Here is a 22,282-nt window from a genome sequence, read left to right as displayed (position 1 = left end):
CGCTCTCGGGCACAGCGCTGGCAAAAAATTCCAAGTCACTTTGCAGCCCACCCTCGCCAATACGGGGTCGCTCTGAAGCAACAGCAGGTTCGATCCGGGTTCAGGCAGCGAACAGGTTTTTCATCGCCGCATATTGCAATAGCATGATGGTCTTGGCATCGCAGATCTCGCCGCGATAAAACGCTGCCATCGCATCATCAAAAGACCACTCCAGCACGTCCAGTTCTTCCGTCTCTTCTTCCAGGCCCCCACCTTCGCTGACCTTCGATGCTGCATCGTATTCGGCAATGAAGAAGTGCAGTTTCTCGGTCACCGAGCCAGGACTCATGTACGCCTCGAACACCTTCTTCACTTCACTGACGCGATAGCCGGTTTCTTCCTCGGCCTCGGCACGAATCCGTTGTTCAGGGGCCTCACCTTCAAGTAACCCCGCCGCCACTTCGATCAACAAACCGTCATGGCCGTTGACAAACACCGGCAAGCGGAACTGACGGGTCAATACCACCGAACGCTTCTCGCGATTGAACAGCAGAATCGCTGCGCCATTGCCACGGTCATACACCTCGCGAGTCTGGCGCTGCCACTCGCCGTTATTTCGGTGATAGTCGAAGGTGATTTTCTTCAATAGATACCAGTCGTGGGACAACACCTGAGTGTCGATGATATTGACCCGCTCGGCGGTGGTAGACATGGCGCCTGATCCCTTTTTTCATCGGTAGGCAGCCATGGTCGAATAATCTCTGCAACAAAAAAAGCCCGGCAGCGCTACCGGGCTCACTCAGTTGCGACTAACTCGCAAGGGTTCCGTGAATCAGCGGCCCATAACGCCGGCTGAACTCCCAGTTGTACGGCACGCGGTCCTTGCTCACACCGTTGTCCCAGTTAACCGACCAAGTCATGAGGCCCTTGATCGGATGCCCCTTGATGGCCAGCCGTTTGAGCACGTTGCCCACCACGGTTTTGTCGATCACATAACCGGTGGCCGCCGCATCGACGTTGGCCGGCAGACCGATGACGAATTTGTCCGCCGCGATCTTCGTGAATCCCCGAGTCCCCGTCACCAGACTTTCGGTCAGGTAATACAGGAAGTCCTCCTTGAGCGCGTCGTTGTTCTGCGCGATCCACGCACCGGCACCGTTGTTGGCCTCAGGCACCCAGACCCCGTCGCCACCCTGGTTGTAGAACTGCGGGGCGATGAAGTCGTAGTAGCCTTCCAGCGCTTGCAGGTAGCCGACGTATTTGCCGGTGCTGGTGAGATACGGGAACTCCGGGGCCATGCTGATGATGAAGTGCTTGCCTTGGCCGGCGTAGTGATCCTTGACCAGTTTCAGCGCTGCCGGCAGCACCGTCTTGTTGGCAGCGAAATCAATCGCGCTCTGTTCAAGATCGATGTCCAGCCCATCAAAACCGTAGGTTTCCACCAGACGGATGATTTCATTGGCCAGCGGTTGCTCCTGACCGCTGCGCAACTCGATGTGCGCATCGGCGCCACCCAGGGAAATCAGGACGGCCCGCCCTTGACTGTTGAGCACGCCGACCTGGCGGCGGAACTCGGCATCGGAAACGTTGAATGGCTTGAAGGTCGGGATACCGTTGCCCCTCATGAAGGCCACGGCGACCACGTTGTATTCCTTGGGTACATCCTCCAGCTCGATGCTGGCGAATCGGCCCTGACGATACCCGTCGCTCGGCCCCGCCGGCCAGTTGTGCCAGAAGCCCATGAGGATTTTTTTACCGGCAATGCTCGGCATCAGCGCAGCAGCATCGCTCGCCGCGTTTTGCACCAGAGAAAAATCAATTTTTGACATGTTCTAATCCTTCAGAACGTGTGGGTTTGGCGACGTTGCGCCGTTATTTGAAGTCGACGTCGAAGGCCTGATAGAAAGCGTTGCCGGTGTTGGCGACGATCCACATCAGTACGATGACGTGATGCCCCTTCTTGTTCGTCGGAAGCTTTACCTCGTGGTTAACCTTGGCCTTCATCTCGGCCGAATGGCTGTAATACGGCACCTGAGTGTAGAAGTCTTCGAAGAACGGTTGCGCTTCCAGTTGGGCGCGGGTAATGCGTTGGTTCGAGTCCCAGCCATCCTTGGTGATCAGCCAGCGATAACCACGCGTAGTGTGCGGCGCGGTGTATTCCCACTTGATTTCCAGGGTCTGCCCCGGTGTGACATTGAGCAGCGGCCAGGCGAACGGACGACCGAGCTTTTTGCTCATTTCGTCGTTGGTGAAGTTCACGCAGTCGCGGGGATCGGTCTTGCCGCCGCTGAGAATGTAGCCGTCAGCAGGTGGCGCGACACTGTCAGAGTCGGTTTCGTAGGGCGCCGGAAACGGCCCGGCAGCCAGTGCCGGGAAGTTCTTGCCACCTTCCATTTCATTGACCTGCCAGGCACCGAGCAGTCCTTGCTCGATAGCGACCGCACCCCGGCTCGCCGGGGAAGTGACGCGACCGTGTCGCAGTTGGGTTTGTACTTGTGGTTGATTCATGTTTTTCACTCCGTTGATTTAAGAACTCTCCTTTGCGAGGAGAGGCCTTCAAGCTAACGGAGACGGATTTTTTGTCCATCGGCGGTTTTGTCGCAGTCAGACCGGGCATCATCGGTAAAGTGACCGAAACACTGGATATAAACACAGTGCATTGTGGCGACTCGTACTCGACACATAGCCAAAGGCGTACGCGTCGATGTTACAAAATCGTGCATCGGCGACTCAAGGCAGTTGAGCCTGGAACTCCTTTTCGTACTGCCCGGCGAGCTGCTCTTTCTGTTTCTCGTCGAGCAACTTTCCGGCCATCTGGAAGAACTTCTGCTCCTCTTCCTCAAGGTGGTGGTGGACCTTGTCCGAGAGCTTTTTAGCCGTCGCCAGCCATGCCGGACTGGACATCTCGGTCTCGTCCAGTTCTTCCATCATTTCGTCCATTTCATGGTGCTCGGAAATGGCATGACGGCTGAGATCGACACCGTTGTCGAACTCCATCAGCGGGATGTAGAAGTGGCGCTCTTCAGCCGTTTCATGAGCTTGCAGTTCGGCTTTGAGCTGTTTGTAGGCCTCGACCCGCTCGGGGCTGTCGCCACTGGTCTTGACCAAGGCTTTGGCGTAGCTGCGCTGGCGGTCGTGGCTCTCGCGAAGGGCTTCGAAAATGTTCATGGGGTGTCCTCATCAACCGCGTGCTGGAATGACGCTGTAAATGGCTAGACCCCGGCGCGGGAGCGGTGGTTCCAGCGGTTTTAAACTGACGCTTGGAACACGACCACCAGGCAGGATAGTCTGGCGCCTTACTCCACAAGGAAGTCATGCATGAACTTGCGCATCGAGTTGTCAGAGAACCCGAACGAAGAACAACGCAACGCCATCCTGGCGCCGCTGCGTGCCCACAACGTCGCCAAAGCAGGCCCCTCGACACTGGAGCCCATTGCACTTTTGGTCCGTGACGAGCATGACGCGATCCTTGGCGGCCTGTATGGCCACACGTTCTATCGGTGGATGTTCATTGAACTGTTGGCGGTGCCGGAAGAGGGCCGCGGTCAGGGCATCGGCTCAAAATTGATGCAGATGGCCGAAGAGCTTGCGCGCAAGAAAGACTGCGTGGGGATCTGGCTGGACACCTTCTCGTTTCAGGCGCCTGAGTTTTACAAGAAAGTGGGCTATAGCGAGTGTGGCGAGATTACGGATTATCCGCTGGGGCACAAGCGGCACTTTTTCCAGAAGCGGCTTGTAGATTGAATTCAGTAGCGCTTTTGTAAGCAAGCCGCCCCACATTGAAAGGCATTTCAAAGGTGGGGCGGGCTTGCGACGCTTCAACCCACGATCAGAGACAAGTCGCCAACGCCGCCAACCGCCGCTTGGCGATAAAATCGTCCTTCTGCGCGTAATAATTCAGCGTCGTGCCCGATGGCCCCGTCAGCACATCGACAAACGACTCAGCCGAACGGGTATAAACCGTCGTGCCACCCTGCTGGCGCGATTCCAGATACGCGGCGGCATCCACGCCGAAAACCGCTTCATCCTGCCAGCCGAATTGCACGCACTGAGCCACTACTTTCTCCGCCTTGTCCGAAGTCAAAACCTTGTAAGGGGTTTTGGTGCGAGCATCGTTCATCGCGGAGCCCGCGCAACCGGCCAGCAGCGTCGCCGCCAGCGCTACCATCAAAATTCGCATTGCGTTCGCCCGTTCAGAAAAAAGCGGACTGTATCATCGCAGCAGCAGAAATCGTTCTGCTTTACTGCATTTATAGCGCGACATGCGCTGTCAGCTACGGCAACCTAAGGTCATCAGCCTCACAAAGGAAAACACATGGCGCCTACCGACCAGCGACATGAACATGCCCTGAAACTATTTCTCGACGCGCGGCCTGATTTGCGCGAAACCCTCGACCACCTCAATCCATTGCTGGCCCAGGCCAAAGGCGAAACCCAAGCGCAGTTTCGCGAAGAACGTCTGCACGAAGCCTACGAAGAGGAGGCAGAAAGCCTTGGCTTGTTCGCTTGGGAACTGACCTTGAAACTGACCGCCAATTCGCCTGAGGAGTATCAGGCGCAACGTCTGGAGGTACATCGTGAAGTCGCGGAGATGGCCGGCATGGAATGGCTGGAATACTGCGATCTGTATGGCATAGAACCCTAACCGCCGCTCAAGGACACTTTCGCCGATGCTGCCATCCGCCTCGACTCACCGCGCCAGCCCCGGCCATCTGCACAAGCAAAAATGGCGCGGGCGTGTGGGCCTGGCACTGGTTGCCAGCCTGTCGGTACTGGCCGGGATGACCGACGCCATCGGCTTCATGGCCAGCGGCGACTTCGTTTCGTTCATGAGCGGCAACACCACCCGACTGGCGGTGGCGATCAGTGATGGCGATATCGGGCTGACCGTGCGCCTGGTGATTCTTGTCGTGACGTTCATTGTCGGTAACGCCTTGGGCGTACTCGTCGCGCGTCTCGGCGGGCGCCGGGCGCTGCCGCTGCTGCTCTGCATCGCCACCCTGCTCTGCGCGTCGGCGGCCTGGCCGTTTGACACGCAACTGCCGGCGCTGCTCGCAGCGATTATTGCGATGGGCATGCTCAACGCGTCCGTCGAAGAAGTGAACGGCCTACCGGTTGGGCTCACCTATGTCACCGGCGCGTTATCGCGGTTTGGACGCGGCCTGGGCCGATGGTTGCTCGGCGAGCGCCGCAGTGGCTGGCGCGTGCAGCTCGTGCCGTGGAGCGGGATGTTTGTCGGCGCAATTGTGGGCGCGGTGCTGGAACATCATTTAGGACTCAAGGCAATGTTCGTCAGCGGTGTGCTGGCCGCGATGATCGGGCTGCTCTCTCTGAAAATCCCCAGGCGCTGGCAATTGGGTTACATGCCGCGCTGACGACTCAGCGTTTTTTGCCTGACACTTCGCTATCGCCAGCAGGCAACATCGATTTAGCCGCCTCGCCGATAAAGCTTTATCATGGCCGCAGTTTTGCTGATCGAGTCCGTCATGAAGTTCGCCATTGCGCTGTTTTCCGCCGCCCATGCGCCCTCCTCGCGCCGTGCCCTGCTGTTTGCGCAGGCCGCACTGGCCGCTGGGCATGAGATTGTCCGGCTGTTTTTCTATCAGGACGGCGTCTACAACGCCTGCGACGCGGTGGTCACCCCGCAGGACGAACTGGACGTGCCCAAGCAGTGGCGCGCTTTCATCAGCGAGCAACAACTGGACGGCGTGGTGTGCATCGCCGCGGCCCTGCGCCGAGGGGTGCTGAACGACGACGAAGCCAAGCGCTATCAACGCGACGCCGTCTGCGTCAGTGCGCCGTGGGAACTGTCCGGCCTCGGCCAGTTGCATGACGCGGTGCAAGACGCTGACCGCCTGATCTGTTTCGGAGGTGCGTGAGATGGCCAAATCCTTGTTGATCGTCAGCCGCCAATCACCGTGGTCCGGCCCCGGCGCCCGCGAAGCGCTGGATATCGTGCTGGCGGGCGGTGCTTTCGATCTGCCGATCGGCCTGTTGTTTCTCGATGACGGCGTGCTGCAATTGGCCGCTGGACAAAACGCCAAGGCGCTGCAACAGAAAGACCTGAGCGCCAACCTGCAAGCGTTGCCGATGTTTGGCGTCGAAGAGCTGTTCTACTGCGCCGACAGCGCCAGTTCCCGTGGCCTCGCCGATCTATCGCTGGACGAAGCACAACCGCTCGCTGCCGAGCAAATCACCGCCCTTATTGACCGTTACGACCAGGTGATCACCCTCTGATGTCGACTTTGCATGTGTTGTCTCACTCACCATTCGGCGACGATCGCCTGACCAGTTGCCTGCGCGTGATCGGCAGCGCCGATGCATTGCTGTTGTCGGGGGACGCGGTGTACGCACTACAACCGAACACCGCGCCATTCACTGCACTGCAAAACCGTCAAATCAAGCTTTTCGTCTTGGCCGAAGACGCACAGGCCCGTGCTGTGCAGGTTCCGGACTGGGCGCAAGCGATCGATTATCCGGCCTTCGTCGAACTGTCGATCCAGCACGACAAGGTCAACAGTTGGCTATGAATTCCATGACCCTCGGCGATCGCGCCATCGATCTGGACAAAGACGGCTTTCTGGTTGATCTGAGCGATTGGTCTCACGATGTCGCCGCCGCCCTCGCCGCCGCCGAAGGCATCGAGTTGACGCCTGAACACTGGGAAATCCTCGAACTGCTGCGCAGCTTCTATGCCGAATTCCAGCTCTCGCCGGCCACTCGACCGCTGATCAAATACACCGCGTTAAAACTCGGACCGGACAAAGGCAACAGCCTGCACCTGAACCGATTGTTCAAAGGCACCCCCGCCAAACTCGCCGCGAAACTGGCGGGCCTGCCCAAACCGACGAATTGCTTATGACCGACTTTCCAGCACTCACTCTCGAAACACCCGCCGAACATCCGTTCGCTCAATTTGTGCGAATTCTGGGCAAGGGTAAGCGCGGCGCCCGCGATCTGACCCGTGAGGAAGCCCGCGAAGCCATGGGCATGGTGCTCGACGACAAGGTCGAAGACACCCAGCTCGGCGCGTTTCTGATGTTGCTGCGGCACAAGGAAGAAAGCGCCGAAGAAATGGCCGGTTTCACCGAGGCCCTGCGTGAGCGATTGCAGGCGCCGGCGCTGAATGTCGACCTGGACTGGCCGACCTACGCGGGCAAGAAACGTCATCTGCCGTGGTATCTGCTGGCGGCCAAGTGCCTGGCGCAGAACGGCATACGCATCTTCATGCACGGCGGCGGCGCGCACACCGCCGGACGCCTGTACAGCGAGCAAGTGCTGGGCGAACTGAATATCCCGCTGTGCCGCAACTGGCAACAGGTCGCCGTCGCACTGGACAACGGCGGGCTGGCGTTCATGCCGCTGGTGGACTGGGCGGCGCCACTGCAACAGATGATCGACCTGCGCAACACGTTGGGGCTGCGCTCACCGATCCACTCGCTGGCGCGGATTCTCAATCCGCTGGGCGCACGTTGTGGGCTGCAAAGCATTTTCCACCCGGGCTATCAGGCGGTGCACCGCGATGCCAGTGGTTTACTCGGTGACACGGCGATTGTGGTCAAGGGTGATGGCGGCGAAATCGAGATCAACCCGGATGCCACCAGTCACCTGTACGGCACCACAGGCGGCGAGAGCTGGGACGAGGAATGGCCGCAAATGTCGGCGCAACGTCATGTCAAACCAGCCTCGCTGGACGTCGATCATTTGAAAGCCGTGTGGCGCGGCGACGTCGTCGACAGCTATCCGCAGATGGCGTTGATCTCGACCATGGCGCTCGCCCTGCGCGGTCTCGGCCAGAGCCGTGAGCAGGCGTTCGAAACCGCCGAGCAATACTGGACTGCGCGGGATAAATCGATTTAACCGATCATTTGCGCCTGATCTTTGCGCTTTTTGTTCGAACTCATGGGAATAGACTCGACGCCAACGATTATTGGTTTCAGGAGCCTTGGACATGGGTTTATTAGTGGATGGCCTTTGGCAGGACAAGTGGTACGAAAGCACCAAGGACGGCGCGTTCCAGCGCGAACAGGCGCAGCGCCGGCACTGGGTCACCCCTGACGGCAAGCCCGGCCCTAGCGGTGAAGGTGGTTTTGCCGCCGAAGCCGGGCGCTATCACCTCTACGTTTCCCTCGCCTGTCCATGGGCGCATCGCACGCTGATTCTGCGCAAACTCAAAGGCCTGGAAAGTCTGATCGACGTCTCGGTAGTCAGTTGGTTGATGCTGGAGAACGGCTGGACCTTCGACACGTCGCTAGGCTCGACCGGTGACAAGCTCGATCACTTCGATTTCATGCACCAGCGCTACACCGCTGACACCGCCGACTACACCGGTCGCGTCACGGTGCCGGTGTTGTGGGACAAAAAGCTCAAGCGCATCGTCAGTAACGAGTCAGCGGAGATCATCCGCATGTTCAACAGCGCCTTCGATGATTTGACCGCCAACGATCTGGACTTCTACCCAGCGCCACTGCGCGGTGAAATCGATGCGCTGAATGAACGGATCTATCCCGCCGTGAACAACGGCGTATATCGCGCCGGGTTTGCCACGTCGCAACAAGCTTATGAAGAAGCGTTCGATGAGGTGTTTGCAGAACTGGATCATCTGGAACGCGTGCTCGGTGCCAATCGCTATCTATCCGGCGAGTACCTGACGGAAGCAGATATCCGTTTGTTCACCACGTTGATTCGCTTTGATGCGGTCTATCACGGGCACTTCAAGTGCAACCTGCGGCGGATTGCCGACTACCCGAACCTGTCGAACTGGCTACGTGAGCTGTATCAGTGGCCGGGGATTGCCGAGACGGTGGATTTTCAGCACATCAAACATCACTACTACGGCAGTCACAAGACCATCAATCCGACGGGGGTTGTGCCGAAGGGGCCAGAGCAGGACTTCACTGAGGCCCATGATCGGGCGCGGTTGGGCGGGAAAGGGGTGTGGCAGAGGGGTTAGTTGATTCGGTGTTTTTGAGGGCCTCTTCGCGAGCAAACTCGCTCCCACACTAGATCTGTGTCGTTCACAAATCCAATGCGGGAGCGAGCTTGCTCGCGAATGAGACGACGCGATCTTCAGACCTGCGCCTGAGCGCCCTCAAACCACGCCAGTTTCTCGCGCAGTTGCACCACTTCACCGACGATCACCAATGTCGGTGCATGCACTTCATGCTCTGCCACCATTCGCGGCAAGTCAGCCAGCGTGCCGGTGAAGACGCGCTGATTGACCGTGGTGCCCTGCTGAATCAGCGCTGCCGGGGTGTCCGCCGAGCGACCGTGCTTGATCAACTGCTCGCAAATCACCGGCAACCCCACCAGGCCCATGTAGAACACCAACGTCTGCGCCGGGGCGACGAGGTCGGCCCACGGCAGATCGGTGGATCCGTCCTTCAAATGCCCGGTGACAAAGCGCACTGACTGCGCGTAATCACGATGGGTCAGTGGAATCCCGGCGTACGCCGCACAACCGCTGGCTGCCGTGATACCGGGTACGACCTGGAATGGAATGCCGTGCGCGGCCAGCTCCTCGATCTCTTCGCCGCCACGGCCGAAGATAAACGGATCACCGCCCTTCAATCGCACGACTCGCTTGCCGGCCTTGGCCAGATCGACCAATTGCTGGTTGATCTGATCCTGCGGCACGGCGTGGTCGGCGCGACGCTTACCGACGTAAACCCGCTCGGCATCGCGACGGCACAGATCAAGAATGGCCGGTGCGACCAAACGGTCATACAGCACGACGTCAGCCTGTTGCATCAGACGCAGCGCACGGAAGGTCAGCAGATCGGGATCACCCGGCCCTGCTCCCACCAGATATACCTCACCCGTGGTGACGTCGGCCTCGCCATCGATCTTCGCTTGCAGCAGCCGCTCGGCCTCGGCGCCCTGCCCGGCCAGTTGCCGGTCGGCAATCGGCCCCTGAAACACGTCTTCCCAGAACCCGCGACGCTGCTGCACATCCGGAAAAAGGCTTTTGACCTGATTACGGAAACGCGCGGCGAGACCGGCCAGTTGTCCGTAGGTCGACGGAATCCAGGTTTCGATCTTGGCGCGGACCAACCGGGCCAACACCGGCGCATCGCCGCCGCTGGAGATCGCAACGATCAGCGGCGAGCGATCGACGATCGCCGGGAAGATCACGCTGCACAAGGCCGGGGCGTCGACCACGTTGACCGGCACGCAACGCCGATGGGCATCGGTGGAGACTTGTGCGTTGAGCGCTTCGTCATCCGTGGCGGCAATGATCAGCACGCAACCGTCCAGATCCGCTTCCGCGTAACCGCGAACCCGGCATTCGCCACCGCTGGCCACGACCAGCTCACGCAGCTGTGTTTCGATTTCAGGTGCAACCACCCGCAGCTGCGCACCGGCATCGGCCAGCAGGCGGGATTTGCGCAAGGCAATTTCCCCCCCGCCGACGACCAACACACGACTGCCGCGCAGGTTGTGAAACAGCGGCAGATATTTCATTTAGCCGATGACCTCAAGGCCACCCATGTAAGGCTTCAGCACGTCCGGCACGCGGATCGAACCGTCGGCCTGCTGATAGTTTTCCAGCACGGCAACCAGCGTGCGGCCAACAGCCAGACCGGAACCGTTGAGGGTGTGTACCAGTTCAGGCTTGCCGGTTTCCGGATTGCGGAACCGCGCTTGCATACGACGGGCCTGGAAATCGCCGCAGTTGGAGCACGACGAGATTTCGCGGTATTTGTCCTGGCTCGGAATCCACACTTCCAGGTCGTAAGTCTTGACGGCGCTGAAGCCCATGTCGCCGGTGCACAACGCCAGGGTGCGATACGGCAGACCGAGCAATTGCAGGACTTTTTCGGCGTTGGCGGTCAGGCCTTCCAGCGCTTGCATCGAGGTCGACGGCTCAACGATCTGGACCATTTCAACCTTGTCGAACTGGTGCTGACGGATCATGCCGCGGGTGTCACGGCCCGACGCACCCGCCTCGCTACGGAAGCACGGGGTATGGGCGACGAACTTGATCGGCAACAGTTTCGAATCGACGATTTCGCCGGCGACGATGTTGGTCAGTGACACTTCCGCCGTCGGGATCAGGTACAGATCGGCTTCGCCTTCGCGAGCGATCTTGAACAGGTCTTCTTCGAACTTCGGCAATTGACCGGTACCTTGCAGCGCCGGAGCCTGAACCAGATAAGGCGTGTAAGCCTCTTCATAGCCGTGCTCGTTGACGTGCAGGTTGATCATGAACTGCGCCAGTGCGCGGTGCAGACGGGCGATCGGGCCACGCAGCAGGGCAAAACGTGCGCCGGACAGTTTGGCGGCGGTTTCAAAGTCCAGCCAGCCGAACTTTTCGCCCAAGGCGACGTGGTCCTGAACCGGGAAATCGAACGCGGTCGGAGTGCCCCAGCGGCGCACTTCAACGTTGTCATCTTCGTCTTTGCCGACCGGCACGGATTCGTGCGGCAGGTTCGGGATACCGAGCAGGATCGAGTCCAGTTCGGTCTGAATTGCGTCCAGCTCGACTTTGCCGGCGCTCAGTTCGCCCGCCATGCGCTCGACGTCCGCCATCAGCGGTGCGATGTCTTCGCCACGCTGTTTGGCCTGACCGATGGATTTGGAACGCGCGTTACGCTCAGCCTGCAATGCTTCGGTGCGGGTCTGGACGGTCTTGCGCTGTTCTTCCAGCGCTTCGATGCGCGCGGTATCCAGGGCAAAGCCACGGGAAGCCAGGCGGTCCGCTACGTCCTGAAGGTTGCTACGTAACAGTTTGGAATCGAGCATGTCGGTTTCTCGTTATCAAAGTTTGGTCAAAGACAGGCCAGCCCACGTTGCGAGCAGCCCGCCGAATACGCTGAGCGCCGCATAGCCCAGGGCCAGCGGCACTTGCCCGCTTTCCAGCAGGCGCACCGTATCCAGTGAAAAGGATGAAAAAGTCGTCAGCCCACCCAGGAAGCCAACGATCAACCCGGCACGCAACTCAATCGGCACGTCCGGGCGGATCAAAAACAGGCCGTACAACACGCCAATCAGCAGACAGCCCACGATATTAACGGCCAGCGTCGCGGTATAGAAGTGCCGCGGCCAATTGGCATTGATCCAATTGCCGGTAACAAAGCGCAACAATGTACCGGCGGCCCCGCCGATGGAGACCGCAACTATCAATGGAATCACTATTTTCTCCGCTGTCTTGGGCTTAAACGGTCGAGTTGGGCAAGGTGATTGAGCTTCTCGCCGATCTTCAATTCCAGGCCACGCGGCACCGGCTGATAGAAGGGAATCGGCTCGAGTTCTTCCGGGAAATAGTCTTCGCCGGCCGCATAGGCGTCCGGCTCGTCATGGGCATAACGGTATTCGTCGCCGTAGCCCAGTTGTTTCATCAGCTTGGTCGGTGCGTTGCGCAGATGCAGCGGCACCTCCAGCGAGCCGTTTTCAGCGGCCGCGCGCAAAGCGGTTTTGAAGCCCATGTACACCGCATTGCTTTTCGGTGCGCAGGCCAGATACGTAATGGCCTGAGCCACCGCCAACTCGCCTTCCGGACTGCCGAGGCGTTCTTGCACTTCCCACGCCGCCAGGCAAAGGCTGAGGGCACGCGGGTCGGCATTGCCGATATCTTCGCTGGCCATGCGCACCACGCGCCGGGCCAGGTACAGCGGGTCGCAACCGCCGTCGATCATCCGTGCAAACCAGTACAGCGCGCCATCCGGATTGGAACCACGCACTGATTTGTGCAGCGCGGATATCTGGTCATAGAACGCCTCACCGCCCTTGTCGAAGCGACGACGGGTGTCACCGAGCAGACTTTGCAGGAGTTCGATGCCGATCTCGCTGTCGTCTTCGGCCAGATCCGAAGCATTCTCCAGGAGATTGAGCAGCCGCCGCCCATCGCCATCGGCGGCGGACAACAGCATCTGGAAGCCTTCATCGCTCAACGTCAGGTTGCGCTTGCCCAAGCCACGCTCTTCGCTGAGCGCGCGGTGTACAAGCTTGCGCAGCGCCGCCTCGTCGAGGCTTTTCAGCACGTAGACGCGAGCCCGCGACAACAAGGCGTTGTTCAGTTCGAACGAAGGGTTTTCGGTGGTGGCGCCGATGAAAATCAGCGTGCCGTCTTCAACGTACGGCAGAAATGCATCCTGCTGGGACTTGTTGAAGCGGTGCACTTCATCGACGAACAAAATCGTGCGCTTGCCGTACTGGCCGGCCTGCTGCTTGGCGATTTCAACAGCCTGACGGATCTCTTTGACCCCGGCGAGAACTGCCGAGACTGTTTCGAAGTGCGCGTCCGAGACTTCGGCGAGCAACCGCGCCAGCGTGGTCTTGCCCACGCCCGGCGGCCCCCAGAAGATCATCGAATGCAGGGCACCCTGCTCCAGCGCCTCACGCAGAGGCTTGCCGCGAGCGAGCACGTGCTCCTGACCGACATACTCATCCAGATTGGTCGCACGTAAACGCGCGGCCAGCGGCTGGGCAATCGGTGCACTGCGAAACAGATCCATCACGTACCGTTGAAACCTCTAGTAGATCTTGAGACCGATGATTGCTCCTGTGGGAGCTTATTCCTGAATGACGTCGGCACCTTTCGGGATGTCGAACTTGAACTTGGACGCCGGCACCGCTTCGTTGGCCTTCACCCCGGTAAACAGGATGTTGGTGCGCTGACCAACGCTGTCGATCAGTTGCATGTCATTGAGCAGACCGTTGCGGAACGACAGACGCAGGCTGTCGAACAGGGTGTCCTTGGTTTTCGGCTTGAGGGTGAAGTCGATCACGCCACCCGCCTCTTTCGCCGAGATGTCGAAGCTCTGGCTGATTTTCGACACGTCACCCGACAGCAGCAGCGCTGGAGTCTGGGTCAGACGTTCGTCGAGCTTCTTGATGGTGGCCTGTTCCAGATCCGGGTCCCACAGGGTGACTTTCTTGCCGTCGGAGACCATGGTCTGCTCGGCCGGCGCATTGGTGTGCCAGTAAAACAGGCCCGGGCGCTGCAGGGTCATGTCACCGGTGGTTTCCTGCAACTGAGTGCCGCTGCCGTCGAGGGTCAGTTGCGAGAAGTTAGCAGTCAGGGTCTTGGAGGTTTCCAGCAATTGGGTCAGACGAGCCACGTCCTTGTCATCGGCGTGGGCCGTGAGTGTGGTCAAAGCCAGTACTGGCAACAGCATGCGGATAAGACGCATGGGAGTCCTCTTGAATACTCGTTGGGAGGGGACGGCGCATCATTGCACCGTCCTTTTGTTAGTCATCAGGGGCGCTGAATCAGTCGCGTACCGGGCCCGGAGCCAGGACTTCACGCGACCCATTGGTGTTCATTGAAGTGACGACACCGGCCATTTCCATGGCCTCGATCATTCGCGCGGCGCGGTTGTAGCCGATTTTCAGCTTGCGCTGCACCGCGGAAATCGATGCGCGGCGGCTTTCGAGGACGAACTGAACCGCTTCGTCATATAGCGCATCGGCTTCCGGATCATCGCCGTCGCCACCACCGCTGCTGCCCTCAAAGCCGCTGCCCGCCTCTTCGACACCGTTGAGGATGTCGTCGTTGTACTCCGGTGCGCCGCGCAGTTTCCACGCTTCAACCACGCGGTGTACTTCATCGTCGGAAACGAACGCGCCGTGAACCCGAATAGGCAGGCTGGTGCCCGGTGGCATGTAGAGCATGTCACCGTGGCCAAGCAGTTGTTCGGCGCCGCCCTGGTCGATGATGGTCCGCGAGTCGATCTTGCTCGACACCTGGAACGCCATACGCGTCGGAATGTTGGCCTTGATCAGACCGGTGATCACGTCCACCGACGGCCGCTGGGTCGCAAGGATCAGGTGAATACCCGCGGCACGCGCCTTCTGCGCGATCCGGGCAATCAACTCCTCAACCTTCTTGCCGACGATCATCATCATGTCGGCGAATTCATCGACGACCACGACGATGGTCGGCAGCTTGCTCAGCAGCGGCGCTTCGTCATGAATGCTTTCACGCTTGTACAGCGGATCGCTCAACGGCTCTCCGGCATCCTGCGCTTCCTTGACCTTGGCGTTGAAGCCGGACAGGTTACGCACGCCCATCTTCGCCATCAGCTTGTAGCGACGCTCCATCTCCGCGACGCTCCAGCGCAGGGCATTGGCGGCGTCCTTCATGTCGGTGACCACCGGGCAGAGCAAATGCGGAATGCCTTCGTAGATCGACAGCTCAAGCATTTTCGGGTCGATCATGATCAGTTTGGCGTCTTCCGGGCCGGACTTGAACAGGATCGACAGAATCATCGCGTTCACACCCACCGACTTACCGGAACCGGTGGTACCGGCTACCAGCAAGTGCGGCATCTTCGCCAGATCGGTAATGACCGGTTTGCCGCCGATATCGTGACCCAACGCCAACGTGACCGGCGATTTGAAGTTGTCGTACTCAGGCGTCGACAGCACTTCGGAGAAGCGCACGATCTGCCGGTCTTCGTTCGGGATCTCGATACCGACCGTGGTCTTGCCCGGAATGACTTCGACCACACGCACACTGGTCACGGCCAGGGAGCGCGCAAGGTCTTTCGCCAGGTTGGCGATGCGGCTGACCTTGACGCCGGCGGCGGGCTGAATTTCATAACGGGTAATCACCGGGCCCGGGTGAATCGAATCCACGGACACCTCGACACCGAACTCCTTGAGTTTGATCTCCAGAAGGTGGCCGACCGCAGCCAGGGACTCCGGCGAGTAATTGAGTTGTTTCTTTTCCGCCGGGTCGAGGATCGAGATTGGCGGCAAAGTGCCTTCCACGGCGCTGTCAACGAACAACGGCGCCTGCTTCTCTTTCTGCACACGCTTGCTTGGCTCCGGCGCCTTGACCGGGGCTGGCGCGATGACCGGCGGCACCTGTTTCTCGCGCTCGGACATGTGTTTGCTCAGGGCCTGCTCGCGTTCGATCAAGCGCTCTTTGACCTTGGCCTGCTCACGTTTGTCGGTGACAGTCGGAGCAACGACATCATGGACTCGGTCATCGACTTCACGCAGTTGTGCAACCAGTTGCTTGCGTTCGGTGCGCGCCGACCACCAGCGGTTGAGCGCGCCCTGAAACAGCTCGAACAGGTCGAGGGTGATCTTGCCAGTGATGTCCATCACCTTGAACCACGACAAGTCGGTGAAGACGGTCAGGCCGAACAGAAACAGCGCGATGAACAGCAGCGTGCTGCCCTGGATATTCAGCGCATTCTTCGCCAGATCGCCGAGACTCTCGCCCAAGGCTCCGCCGGCACCGGCCGGCAGACCGGTCGCGGCGTGAAAGTGGATGTGTGCCAGCGCAGCGCCGGACAACACCAGAAACACCAGACCGATCAGCCGCCAGGAGAACAGCCAGCCGCTCCACTGCCACTGCTCGTGGCGCTGACGGAAGATCTGATAGGCCTTGATCGCCAGTAGCAAGGGGAAGATATAGGCAAAATAACCGAGCACCATGAACAGGATATCGGCGCTGTAAGAGCCCGCCGGGCCGCCGAAATTCTGTACGTCGTCGATCTTGCTGTTGTGGCTCCAGCCCGGATCGTCCTTGCCGTAGGTCAGCAAGGCCATCATCAGGAACAGGCACAAAGCGCCGATGGCGATCAATGCACCTTCCTTGAGCCGGTAGTGCAATTGCTGGCGCCAGAGCGGAACGACTGTTTTTGGTGCTTCGGTGGATTTCTTCAAAACGCTTCTTTTCCTGCGCCCAAGGCGCGTCCATCTATTGAATGACGATAAAAAACTGCCCAATCCAGGCAGGTGAAAAGTTGACGGGCACAACTGAGACTACTTTTAACATTGCACTGATGCTTTCATAAACACAGCCATAAGCATCGCACGCAGCGAATATTCTGTAACAGCCCGGCATTGTACGGGTTTGTGCGTCTGATGCCATGCTTCAACGCCCAGGTTTGAGCATAGCCAAGCGTACAGAACCTGCGATTCAATTTGAGCATGCATTGTCTTTTGTGACAAAGGCTTATGAGGTGTATTTGATGAACATAGCGAAGCATTGCCACCCACACCTCGCAACCTGTCACTGACTGCCCGTCAAGCCTGTTGCATGCCCGACCACGCCGCTCGCTTACGACCGCATCAAGCTTGCCAAGTTGCAACACTGCAAACGCCAGGCAGGATCGGCACGACATTCGCGCCATTTAACGGCACACTTTAGCGCGGGCTAACAGCCCACATCACCCTCCCCTTCTGCAAGCCTGGATGCCATGCTGACTTGGTTACAACGTAATTCCCTGACTTTTCCGCCGCTGGAAAAGGCCATGCGCGACCCCAATGGACTGCTCGCCGCGGGCGGCGATCTGTCCGCCGATCGCTTGATTCAGGCTTATCGTCATGGCTGCTTCCCATGGTTTTCCGAGGGCCAGCCTATTCTTTGGTGGTCACCAGACCCTCGCACCGTGCTATTTCCCGACGAACTGCATGTCTCGCGCAGCCTCGGCAAATTACTGCGCAAAGCACGCTACCAGGTCACCTTCGATCAGGACTTTGAGGCGGTGATCCACGCCTGCGCCGCCCCACGGGACTATGCCGATGGCACCTGGATCACCGAAGCCATGCAGGAGGCCTACATTGAATTGCATCGGCGCGGCTTCGCTCATTCAGTGGAAGTCCGGGATCAGGGCAAACTGGTCGGCGGCCTGTATGGCTTGGCGATGGGACAGCTGTTTTTTGGTGAATCGATGTTCAGCCGCGCGGATAACGCCTCCAAATATGGCTTTGCCACCTTGGTGCAGCACCTGAAGGACTCGGGTTTTGTGCTGATCGACTGCCAGATGCCGACCGATCATCTGCACAGCCTTGGCGCCCGGGCGATTCCCCGCCACGAATTCGCGGAATATCTGGCTCGGCATCTGGATCAGCCCAATGATGCGACCTGGGTTTGCTGAGCGACTTTTGCGCGCGTGGCTTACACTTAATTCACCAGCTTACCCCGAGGGTTGATCATGACCGAGTTGGCGCGTTTGAAGTTCTATGCCACTCAGCCCCACTCTTGCAGTTATCTGCCCGAGGAGCAGGCCACGACCCTGTTTCTCGATCCGAGCCAGCCCATGGATGTGCATGTTTACGCAGATCTGTCGGAAATGGGCTTTCGTCGCAGCGGCGATCATCTGTATCGCCCCCATTGCCAGAATTGCAATGCGTGCGTGCCTGCACGCATTCCGGTGGCGCTGTTCACCCCCAATCGTCAGCAGAAGCGCATTTTCAAGCGCAACGCCGATTTGCAGGTTCATCCGGCCAAACCCAAATTCAGCGAAGAATATTTCGACCTGTACCAGCGCTACATCGAACAGCGTCACGCTGACGGCGACATGTATCCGCCGAGCCGCGATCAATTCTCCACGTTTCTGGTTCGCGACCTGCCCTTCTCGCGCTTTTACGAATTTCGTCTCGACGGACGGTTGCTGGCGGTGGCAGTGACCGATTTGCTACCAAACGGCTTGTCAGCGGTGTACACCTTCTACGAGCCCGCCGAAGAGCGCCGCAGCCTGGGCCGCTTCGCCATCCTGTGGCAAATTGCCGAAAGCCAACGCATGGGGCTTGAGGCGGTTTACCTGGGTTACTGGATCAAGAACTGCAAAAAGATGAACTACAAGACCCAGTATCGCCCCATCGAACTGCTGATTAATCAGCGCTGGGTGATCCTGAACTAAACCCAAACCCTAAACCCCTTGGCGTAAACGCCATTTTTCGGGCACAATGCACGCCGCTTTTGCCTGGCGCAGTTGCACCGGGCCATTCATTGGATACCGAGGGCTTTACTGCATGTCGAAAGAAGACAGCTTCGAAATGGAAGGCACTGTCGTCGACACCCTGCCCAACACCATGTTTCGTGTGGAGTTGGAAAATGGGCACGTCGTAACCGCGCATATTTCCGGCAAGATGCGCAAGAACTACATTCGTATTCTTACCGGTGACAAAGTGCGCGTCGAGCTGACGCCCTATGACTTGAGCAAAGGGCGCATCACTTACCGCGCTCGCTAATCAAGTCAATACAGAACGCCCGGTTTATGCCGGGCGTTTTTGTGTCTGCACTTTAATGGTTTTGTGTGTATATCCGCTGCTGCGGATCCCTTTTTCAAACGCCGGAGTGCCGGCCCAGCAAAAAAACACCAAAAGGCTTTGCCCCTGACGCACGGCACTTCGCTGAGGCTCAGTGCTCCCTCGCTACGGTTGAGCAACAGATCAAAAGCCAAAGCCAAAGCAGATCAAAAGATCGCAGCCTTCGGCAGCTCCTACATGGGGACTGGGTGTGTTCAGTGAAAATTCGGTGGCTGGTAAGCCGTCTTCGCCAGCAAGCTCGCCCCCACAGCTGGATTGGGCGCGATTAGTCAGAGATGGTCGGCTCGCAGGCCGCCATCGCTGGCAAGCCAGCGCCCACAAAAAACCAACAGCAAACAGCGCCCGCTTTTCACTGCTCAACAGGATGAGCGTTAGCTCGGCTGCAGCTTTTGATCTGCAAGGCGACGTCGGAAGGCTGAGTGGAGGGATTGATCCGGGGGTGGGAGCGCAGCGACCGTTTGGCGAAGCCAAACACAGCGAGAGGAGGTGCAGCGAAGCAAACCGTAGGCGCTGCGCCCGGATCGATCCCGGAGCGAAGGAACCCCGAGCCCCAGCGAGCGGGCCGAACGTAGGAGCAAGCGTTTTTTGCTTACTTTTTTTGGCGTTTGAAAAAAAGTGAGTCGCCGTAAGGGCGAAACCGTAATAAGCCATCACCGCAGCAACGGATATTCACCCAAAACCCAACCCCCCCCCAAAAAAAACAAAAAAGGCGCCCGAAGGCGCCTTCCCAATCAACACCAAGCCGTCAGGCCATCTCAGCCGTGGTTTCGAAGTCAAACGTCATTTCACCGTCCTTGATGTCGATGTGAACCACACCGCCATGCTCGGCCAGCTCACCAAACAGAATCTCCTCCGCCAGCGGACGCTTGATCTTGTCCTGGATCAGACGCGCCATCGGACGAGCGCCCATGGCAGAGTCGTAACCACCCGCCGCCAGCCAACTGCGCGCCGCATCGGTAACTTCCAGCAGCACACGCTTGTCTTCCAACTGCGCCTGAAGCTCGGTAAGGAACTTGTCCACCACACTTTTGATGACCTCATGACTGAGGCGACCAAACTGGATAATGGTGTCCAGACGGTTGCGGAATTCCGGCGTGAAGCTCTTCTTGATCACTTCCATCGCATCGGACGAGTGGTCCTGATGGGTGAAACCAATCGAAGCACGAGCTGCCGTTTCGGCACCAGCGTTGGTGGTCATGATCACGATCACGTTGCGGAAGTCCGCTTTGCGCCCGTTGTTGTCAGTGAGCGTACCGTGGTCCATCACCTGCAGCAGCAGGTTGAAGACTTCCGGGTGCGCCTTCTCGATTTCATCGAGCAGCAATACGCAGTGCGGCTGCTTGGTGATCGCCTCGGTCAACAGACCGCCCTGATCGAAGCCGACATAACCTGGAGGGGCACCGATCAGACGCGATACGGTGTGACGTTCCATGTATTCGGACATGTCGAAGCGAACCAGTTCGATCCCCAACGCCTTGGCCAGTTGCCGCGCGGCTTCGGTTTTACCGACACCGGTAGGCCCTGCGAAAAGGAACGACCCCACCGGTTTATCAGGCGACTTGAGGCCGGCACGGGACAGCTTGATCGCAGTGGACAGCGAGTCGATCGCCGCATCCTGACCAAACACCGTCAGCTTCAGGTCACGCTCCAGGTTACGCAGCAGTTCCTTATCGGAACTGGTGACGTGCTTCGGCGGAATACGCGCGATTTTCGCCACGATATCTTCAACCTGCGGCACTTCGATACGCTTGACGCGCTTCTCGACCGGTTGCAAACGCTGGTAGGCACCCGCCTCATCGATTACGTCGATGGCCTTGTCCGGCATGTGTCGATCATTGATGTAACGCGACGCCAGTTCAGCGGCGGCACGCAACGACTCATCGCTGTACTCGATGTTGTGGTGCGCCTCGAAACGACCCTTCAGGCCGCGCAGGATACCGATAGTGTCTTCCACCGACGGCTCGACGACATCGACCTTCTGGAAGCGCCGCGCCAAAGCACGATCCTTCTCGAAGATGCCGCGAAACTCCTGAAACGTGGTCGAGCCGATGCAGCGAATATCGCCAGACGACAGCAGTGGCTTGAGCAGATTCGAAGCGTCCATGACACCACCGGATGCAGCGCCAGCACCAATGATGGTGTGAATCTCGTCGATGAACAGGATCGCCTGAGGACGCTTTTTCAGCTCATTGAGCAACGCCTTGAAGCGCTTCTCGAAATCACCGCGATATTTGGTGCCCGCGAGCAGAGCACCGAGATCGAGCGAATAAACAACGCTGCTGGCCAACAGATCAGGGACCTGGTTGTCGACAATGCGTTTGGCCAAGCCTTCGGCAATAGCGGTTTTACCCACGCCTGCCTCGCCGACCAACAGCGGATTGTTTTTGCGCCGCCGCGCCAGGATCTGCGCGACACGCTCGACTTCCGACTCACGGCCGACCAGCGGATCAATCCGCCCCTGACGCGCGAGTTCGTTGAGGTTGCTGGCATAAGCATCCAGAGGATTGCCTGAAGAAGAAGACTCACCGCCCTCGTCGTCCTGCATGTCTTGCTCACCTTCAGAGTGATCGCCATGCCCCGGCACTTTGGAAATGCCGTGAGCGATGTAGTTGACGACATCGATGCGCGCAACGCTCTGCTGTTTCAGCAGAAACACGGCCTGACTCTCTTGCTCACTGAAGATTGCAACCAGCACATTGGCGCCAGTCACTTCGCGTTTGCCCGAGCTCTGTACGTGAAAAACAGCACGCTGCAGTACACGCTGGAAGCCCAGGGTTGGCTGGGTTTCGCGATCTTCGTCATGAACGGGGATCAATGGCGTGGTGGAGTCGATGAACTCCTGCAGGTCATGCTTGAGTTTGTCGAGGTTTGCGCCGCAGGCACGCAAAACGGTGGCGGCAGCCTCATTGTCCAATAAGGCCAACAGGAGGTGTTCGACGGTCATGAACTCATGACGCTTCGAACGAGCCTCCTTGAAGGCAAGATTGAGGGTGACTTCGAGCTCGCGGTTTAACATAGCTTCACCTCATACCCAAGTGGTCGGCGATTAACCGTCCTTCTCGATTTCACAGAGTAGCGGATGCTGGCTTTCCCTGGCGTACTGGTTGACCTGCAGGGCCTTTGTCTCGGCGATGTCGCGGGTAACCACTCCCCAGACTGCCCGCCCTTCTGTGTGGACGGCCAGCATGTCCTTGGTCGCCAGCTCGCGATTCAGGTTAAAAAACACCTCGAGCACTTCGACGACGAAATCCATCGGGGGGTAGTCCTCGTTGTACTAAACCACCTTGTA

23 protein-coding genes and 2 pseudogenes are annotated in these 22,282 nt (G+C 58.8%); 12 read left to right on the top strand and 13 right to left on the bottom strand.

The window, feature by feature from the left end:
* Positions 1–100 precede the first annotated feature (100 nt).
* The 4 genes and pseudogenes from ACIOWA_RS07585 to ACIOWA_RS07570 form a co-directional block, all read right to left on the bottom strand.
* The gene (locus tag ACIOWA_RS07585) at positions 101–691 is read right to left on the bottom strand and encodes an NUDIX domain-containing protein (protein ID WP_339434098.1); all 591 of its coding nucleotides are present in this window, start codon (positions 689–691) and stop codon (positions 101–103) included.
* 115 nt (positions 692–806) lie between these two features.
* Positions 807–1,808: pseudogene (locus ACIOWA_RS07580) on the bottom strand (chitinase); the annotation flags it as partial.
* 43 nt (positions 1,809–1,851) lie between these two features.
* Positions 1,852–2,487: a lytic polysaccharide monooxygenase auxiliary activity family 9 protein gene (locus tag ACIOWA_RS07575; protein WP_339434096.1), complete on the bottom strand. Its 636-nt coding sequence runs from the start codon at positions 2,485–2,487 to the stop codon at positions 1,852–1,854.
* 222 nt (positions 2,488–2,709) lie between these two features.
* Complete coding sequence (locus ACIOWA_RS07570; RefSeq protein ID WP_339434095.1) at positions 2,710–3,147, bottom strand: hemerythrin domain-containing protein; 438 nt, start codon at positions 3,145–3,147, stop codon at positions 2,710–2,712.
* Positions 3,148–3,297: 150 nt separating this feature from the next.
* Here ACIOWA_RS07570 and ACIOWA_RS07565 point away from each other — a divergent pair, with 150 nt between their 5' ends.
* The gene (locus ACIOWA_RS07565) at positions 3,298–3,723 is read left to right on the top strand and encodes a GNAT family N-acetyltransferase (RefSeq protein WP_339434094.1); all 426 of its coding nucleotides are present in this window, start codon (positions 3,298–3,300) and stop codon (positions 3,721–3,723) included.
* Positions 3,724–3,808: 85 nt separating this feature from the next.
* Here the strand turns inward: ACIOWA_RS07565 and ACIOWA_RS07560 are convergent, their stop codons facing one another.
* Positions 3,809–4,159, bottom strand: coding sequence for a hypothetical protein (locus ACIOWA_RS07560; RefSeq protein ID WP_401159082.1), 351 nt, complete (start codon positions 4,157–4,159; stop codon positions 3,809–3,811).
* 135 nt (positions 4,160–4,294) lie between these two features.
* Between ACIOWA_RS07560 and ACIOWA_RS07555 the strand changes: the two genes are divergently transcribed.
* The 8 genes from ACIOWA_RS07555 to ACIOWA_RS07520 all read left to right on the top strand — a co-directional run bounded on the left by ACIOWA_RS07555 (position 4,295) and on the right by ACIOWA_RS07520 (position 8,932).
* Positions 4,295–4,624, top strand: coding sequence for a DUF6388 family protein (locus ACIOWA_RS07555; protein WP_401159080.1), 330 nt, complete (start codon positions 4,295–4,297; stop codon positions 4,622–4,624).
* A gap of 25 nt (positions 4,625–4,649) precedes the next feature.
* On the top strand, positions 4,650–5,354 hold the full coding sequence (locus ACIOWA_RS07550) for a YoaK family protein (protein ID WP_339434092.1): 705 nt from the start codon (positions 4,650–4,652) through the stop codon (positions 5,352–5,354).
* Between the two features lie 111 nt (positions 5,355–5,465).
* Positions 5,466–5,858: a sulfurtransferase complex subunit TusD gene (gene tusD / locus ACIOWA_RS07545; protein ID WP_401159077.1), complete on the top strand. Its 393-nt coding sequence runs from the start codon at positions 5,466–5,468 to the stop codon at positions 5,856–5,858.
* A 1-nt stretch (position 5,859) separates the two neighbouring features.
* Positions 5,860–6,216, top strand: coding sequence for a sulfurtransferase complex subunit TusC (gene tusC / locus ACIOWA_RS07540; RefSeq protein ID WP_339434090.1), 357 nt, complete (start codon positions 5,860–5,862; stop codon positions 6,214–6,216).
* Positions 6,216–6,509, top strand: coding sequence for a sulfurtransferase complex subunit TusB (tusB, locus tag ACIOWA_RS07535; protein ID WP_339434089.1), 294 nt, complete (start codon positions 6,216–6,218; stop codon positions 6,507–6,509). The genes tusC and tusB overlap by 1 nt, the downstream gene beginning before the upstream one ends.
* Complete coding sequence (locus tag ACIOWA_RS07530) at positions 6,506–6,841, top strand: TusE/DsrC/DsvC family sulfur relay protein (protein ID WP_401159074.1); 336 nt, start codon at positions 6,506–6,508, stop codon at positions 6,839–6,841. The genes tusB and ACIOWA_RS07530 overlap by 4 nt, the downstream gene beginning before the upstream one ends.
* Positions 6,838–7,839 carry a glycosyl transferase family protein gene (locus tag ACIOWA_RS07525; protein ID WP_339434087.1) on the top strand — a complete coding sequence of 334 codons (1,002 nt, stop codon included), beginning with the start codon at positions 6,838–6,840 and terminating at the stop codon, positions 7,837–7,839. The genes ACIOWA_RS07530 and ACIOWA_RS07525 overlap by 4 nt, the downstream gene beginning before the upstream one ends.
* 91 nt (positions 7,840–7,930) lie before the next feature.
* A complete protein-coding gene (locus tag ACIOWA_RS07520) occupies positions 7,931–8,932 on the top strand; it encodes a glutathione S-transferase family protein (protein WP_401159072.1) in 1,002 nt (333 codons plus the stop codon).
* A gap of 116 nt (positions 8,933–9,048) precedes the next feature.
* Here ACIOWA_RS07520 and cysG read toward each other — a convergent pair whose 3' ends face one another.
* From cysG to ACIOWA_RS07490, 6 genes are all read right to left on the bottom strand, one after another.
* Positions 9,049–10,443 (bottom strand): siroheme synthase CysG, encoded by a 1,395-nt coding sequence (gene cysG, locus ACIOWA_RS07515; RefSeq protein ID WP_401159070.1) that lies wholly within the window; start codon positions 10,441–10,443, stop codon positions 9,049–9,051.
* On the bottom strand, positions 10,444–11,724 hold the full coding sequence (gene serS / locus ACIOWA_RS07510) for a serine--tRNA ligase (protein WP_221730371.1): 1,281 nt from the start codon (positions 11,722–11,724) through the stop codon (positions 10,444–10,446).
* Positions 11,725–11,739: 15 nt separating this feature from the next.
* Complete coding sequence (gene crcB / locus ACIOWA_RS07505; RefSeq protein WP_339434084.1) at positions 11,740–12,114, bottom strand: fluoride efflux transporter CrcB; 375 nt, start codon at positions 12,112–12,114, stop codon at positions 11,740–11,742.
* Complete coding sequence (locus tag ACIOWA_RS07500) at positions 12,114–13,436, bottom strand: replication-associated recombination protein A (protein ID WP_339434083.1); 1,323 nt, start codon at positions 13,434–13,436, stop codon at positions 12,114–12,116. The genes crcB and ACIOWA_RS07500 overlap by 1 nt, the downstream gene beginning before the upstream one ends.
* A 57-nt stretch (positions 13,437–13,493) precedes the next feature.
* Positions 13,494–14,114, bottom strand: coding sequence for an outer membrane lipoprotein chaperone LolA (gene lolA / locus ACIOWA_RS07495; protein WP_339434082.1), 621 nt, complete (start codon positions 14,112–14,114; stop codon positions 13,494–13,496).
* 79 nt (positions 14,115–14,193) lie between these two features.
* Positions 14,194–16,602 (bottom strand): DNA translocase FtsK 4TM domain-containing protein, encoded by a 2,409-nt coding sequence (locus ACIOWA_RS07490; RefSeq protein WP_339434081.1) that lies wholly within the window; start codon positions 16,600–16,602, stop codon positions 14,194–14,196.
* A gap of 536 nt (positions 16,603–17,138) precedes the next feature.
* Between ACIOWA_RS07490 and aat the strand changes: the two genes are divergently transcribed.
* From aat to infA, 3 genes are all read left to right on the top strand, one after another.
* Positions 17,139–17,819, top strand: a complete 681-nt coding sequence (gene aat, locus ACIOWA_RS07485; RefSeq protein WP_339434080.1) for a leucyl/phenylalanyl-tRNA--protein transferase — start codon at positions 17,139–17,141, stop codon at positions 17,817–17,819.
* Between the two features lie 57 nt (positions 17,820–17,876).
* A complete protein-coding gene (locus tag ACIOWA_RS07480; protein ID WP_339434079.1) occupies positions 17,877–18,584 on the top strand; it encodes an arginyltransferase in 708 nt (235 codons plus the stop codon).
* A gap of 112 nt (positions 18,585–18,696) precedes the next feature.
* On the top strand, positions 18,697–18,915 hold the full coding sequence (infA, locus tag ACIOWA_RS07475) for a translation initiation factor IF-1 (protein ID WP_002553999.1): 219 nt from the start codon (positions 18,697–18,699) through the stop codon (positions 18,913–18,915).
* Positions 18,916–19,738: 823 nt separating this feature from the next.
* On the opposite strand, the gene clpA is transcribed toward infA, so the two are convergent.
* Complete coding sequence (gene clpA / locus ACIOWA_RS07470) at positions 19,739–22,009, bottom strand: ATP-dependent Clp protease ATP-binding subunit ClpA (RefSeq protein ID WP_339434112.1); 2,271 nt, start codon at positions 22,007–22,009, stop codon at positions 19,739–19,741.
* A gap of 30 nt (positions 22,010–22,039) precedes the next feature.
* Positions 22,040–22,267: pseudogene (locus ACIOWA_RS07465) on the bottom strand (ATP-dependent Clp protease adaptor ClpS); the annotation flags it as partial.
* Positions 22,268–22,282 lie beyond the last annotated feature (15 nt).

The sequence above is a fragment of the Pseudomonas sp. NPDC087614 genome (assembly GCF_044743485.1).
Lineage (GTDB): Bacteria > Pseudomonadota > Gammaproteobacteria > Pseudomonadales > Pseudomonadaceae > Aquipseudomonas > Aquipseudomonas baetica_A.
The sequence above is the reverse complement of the archived record's forward strand: the minus strand, read 5'-3'. Positions and strand labels throughout refer to the sequence as shown.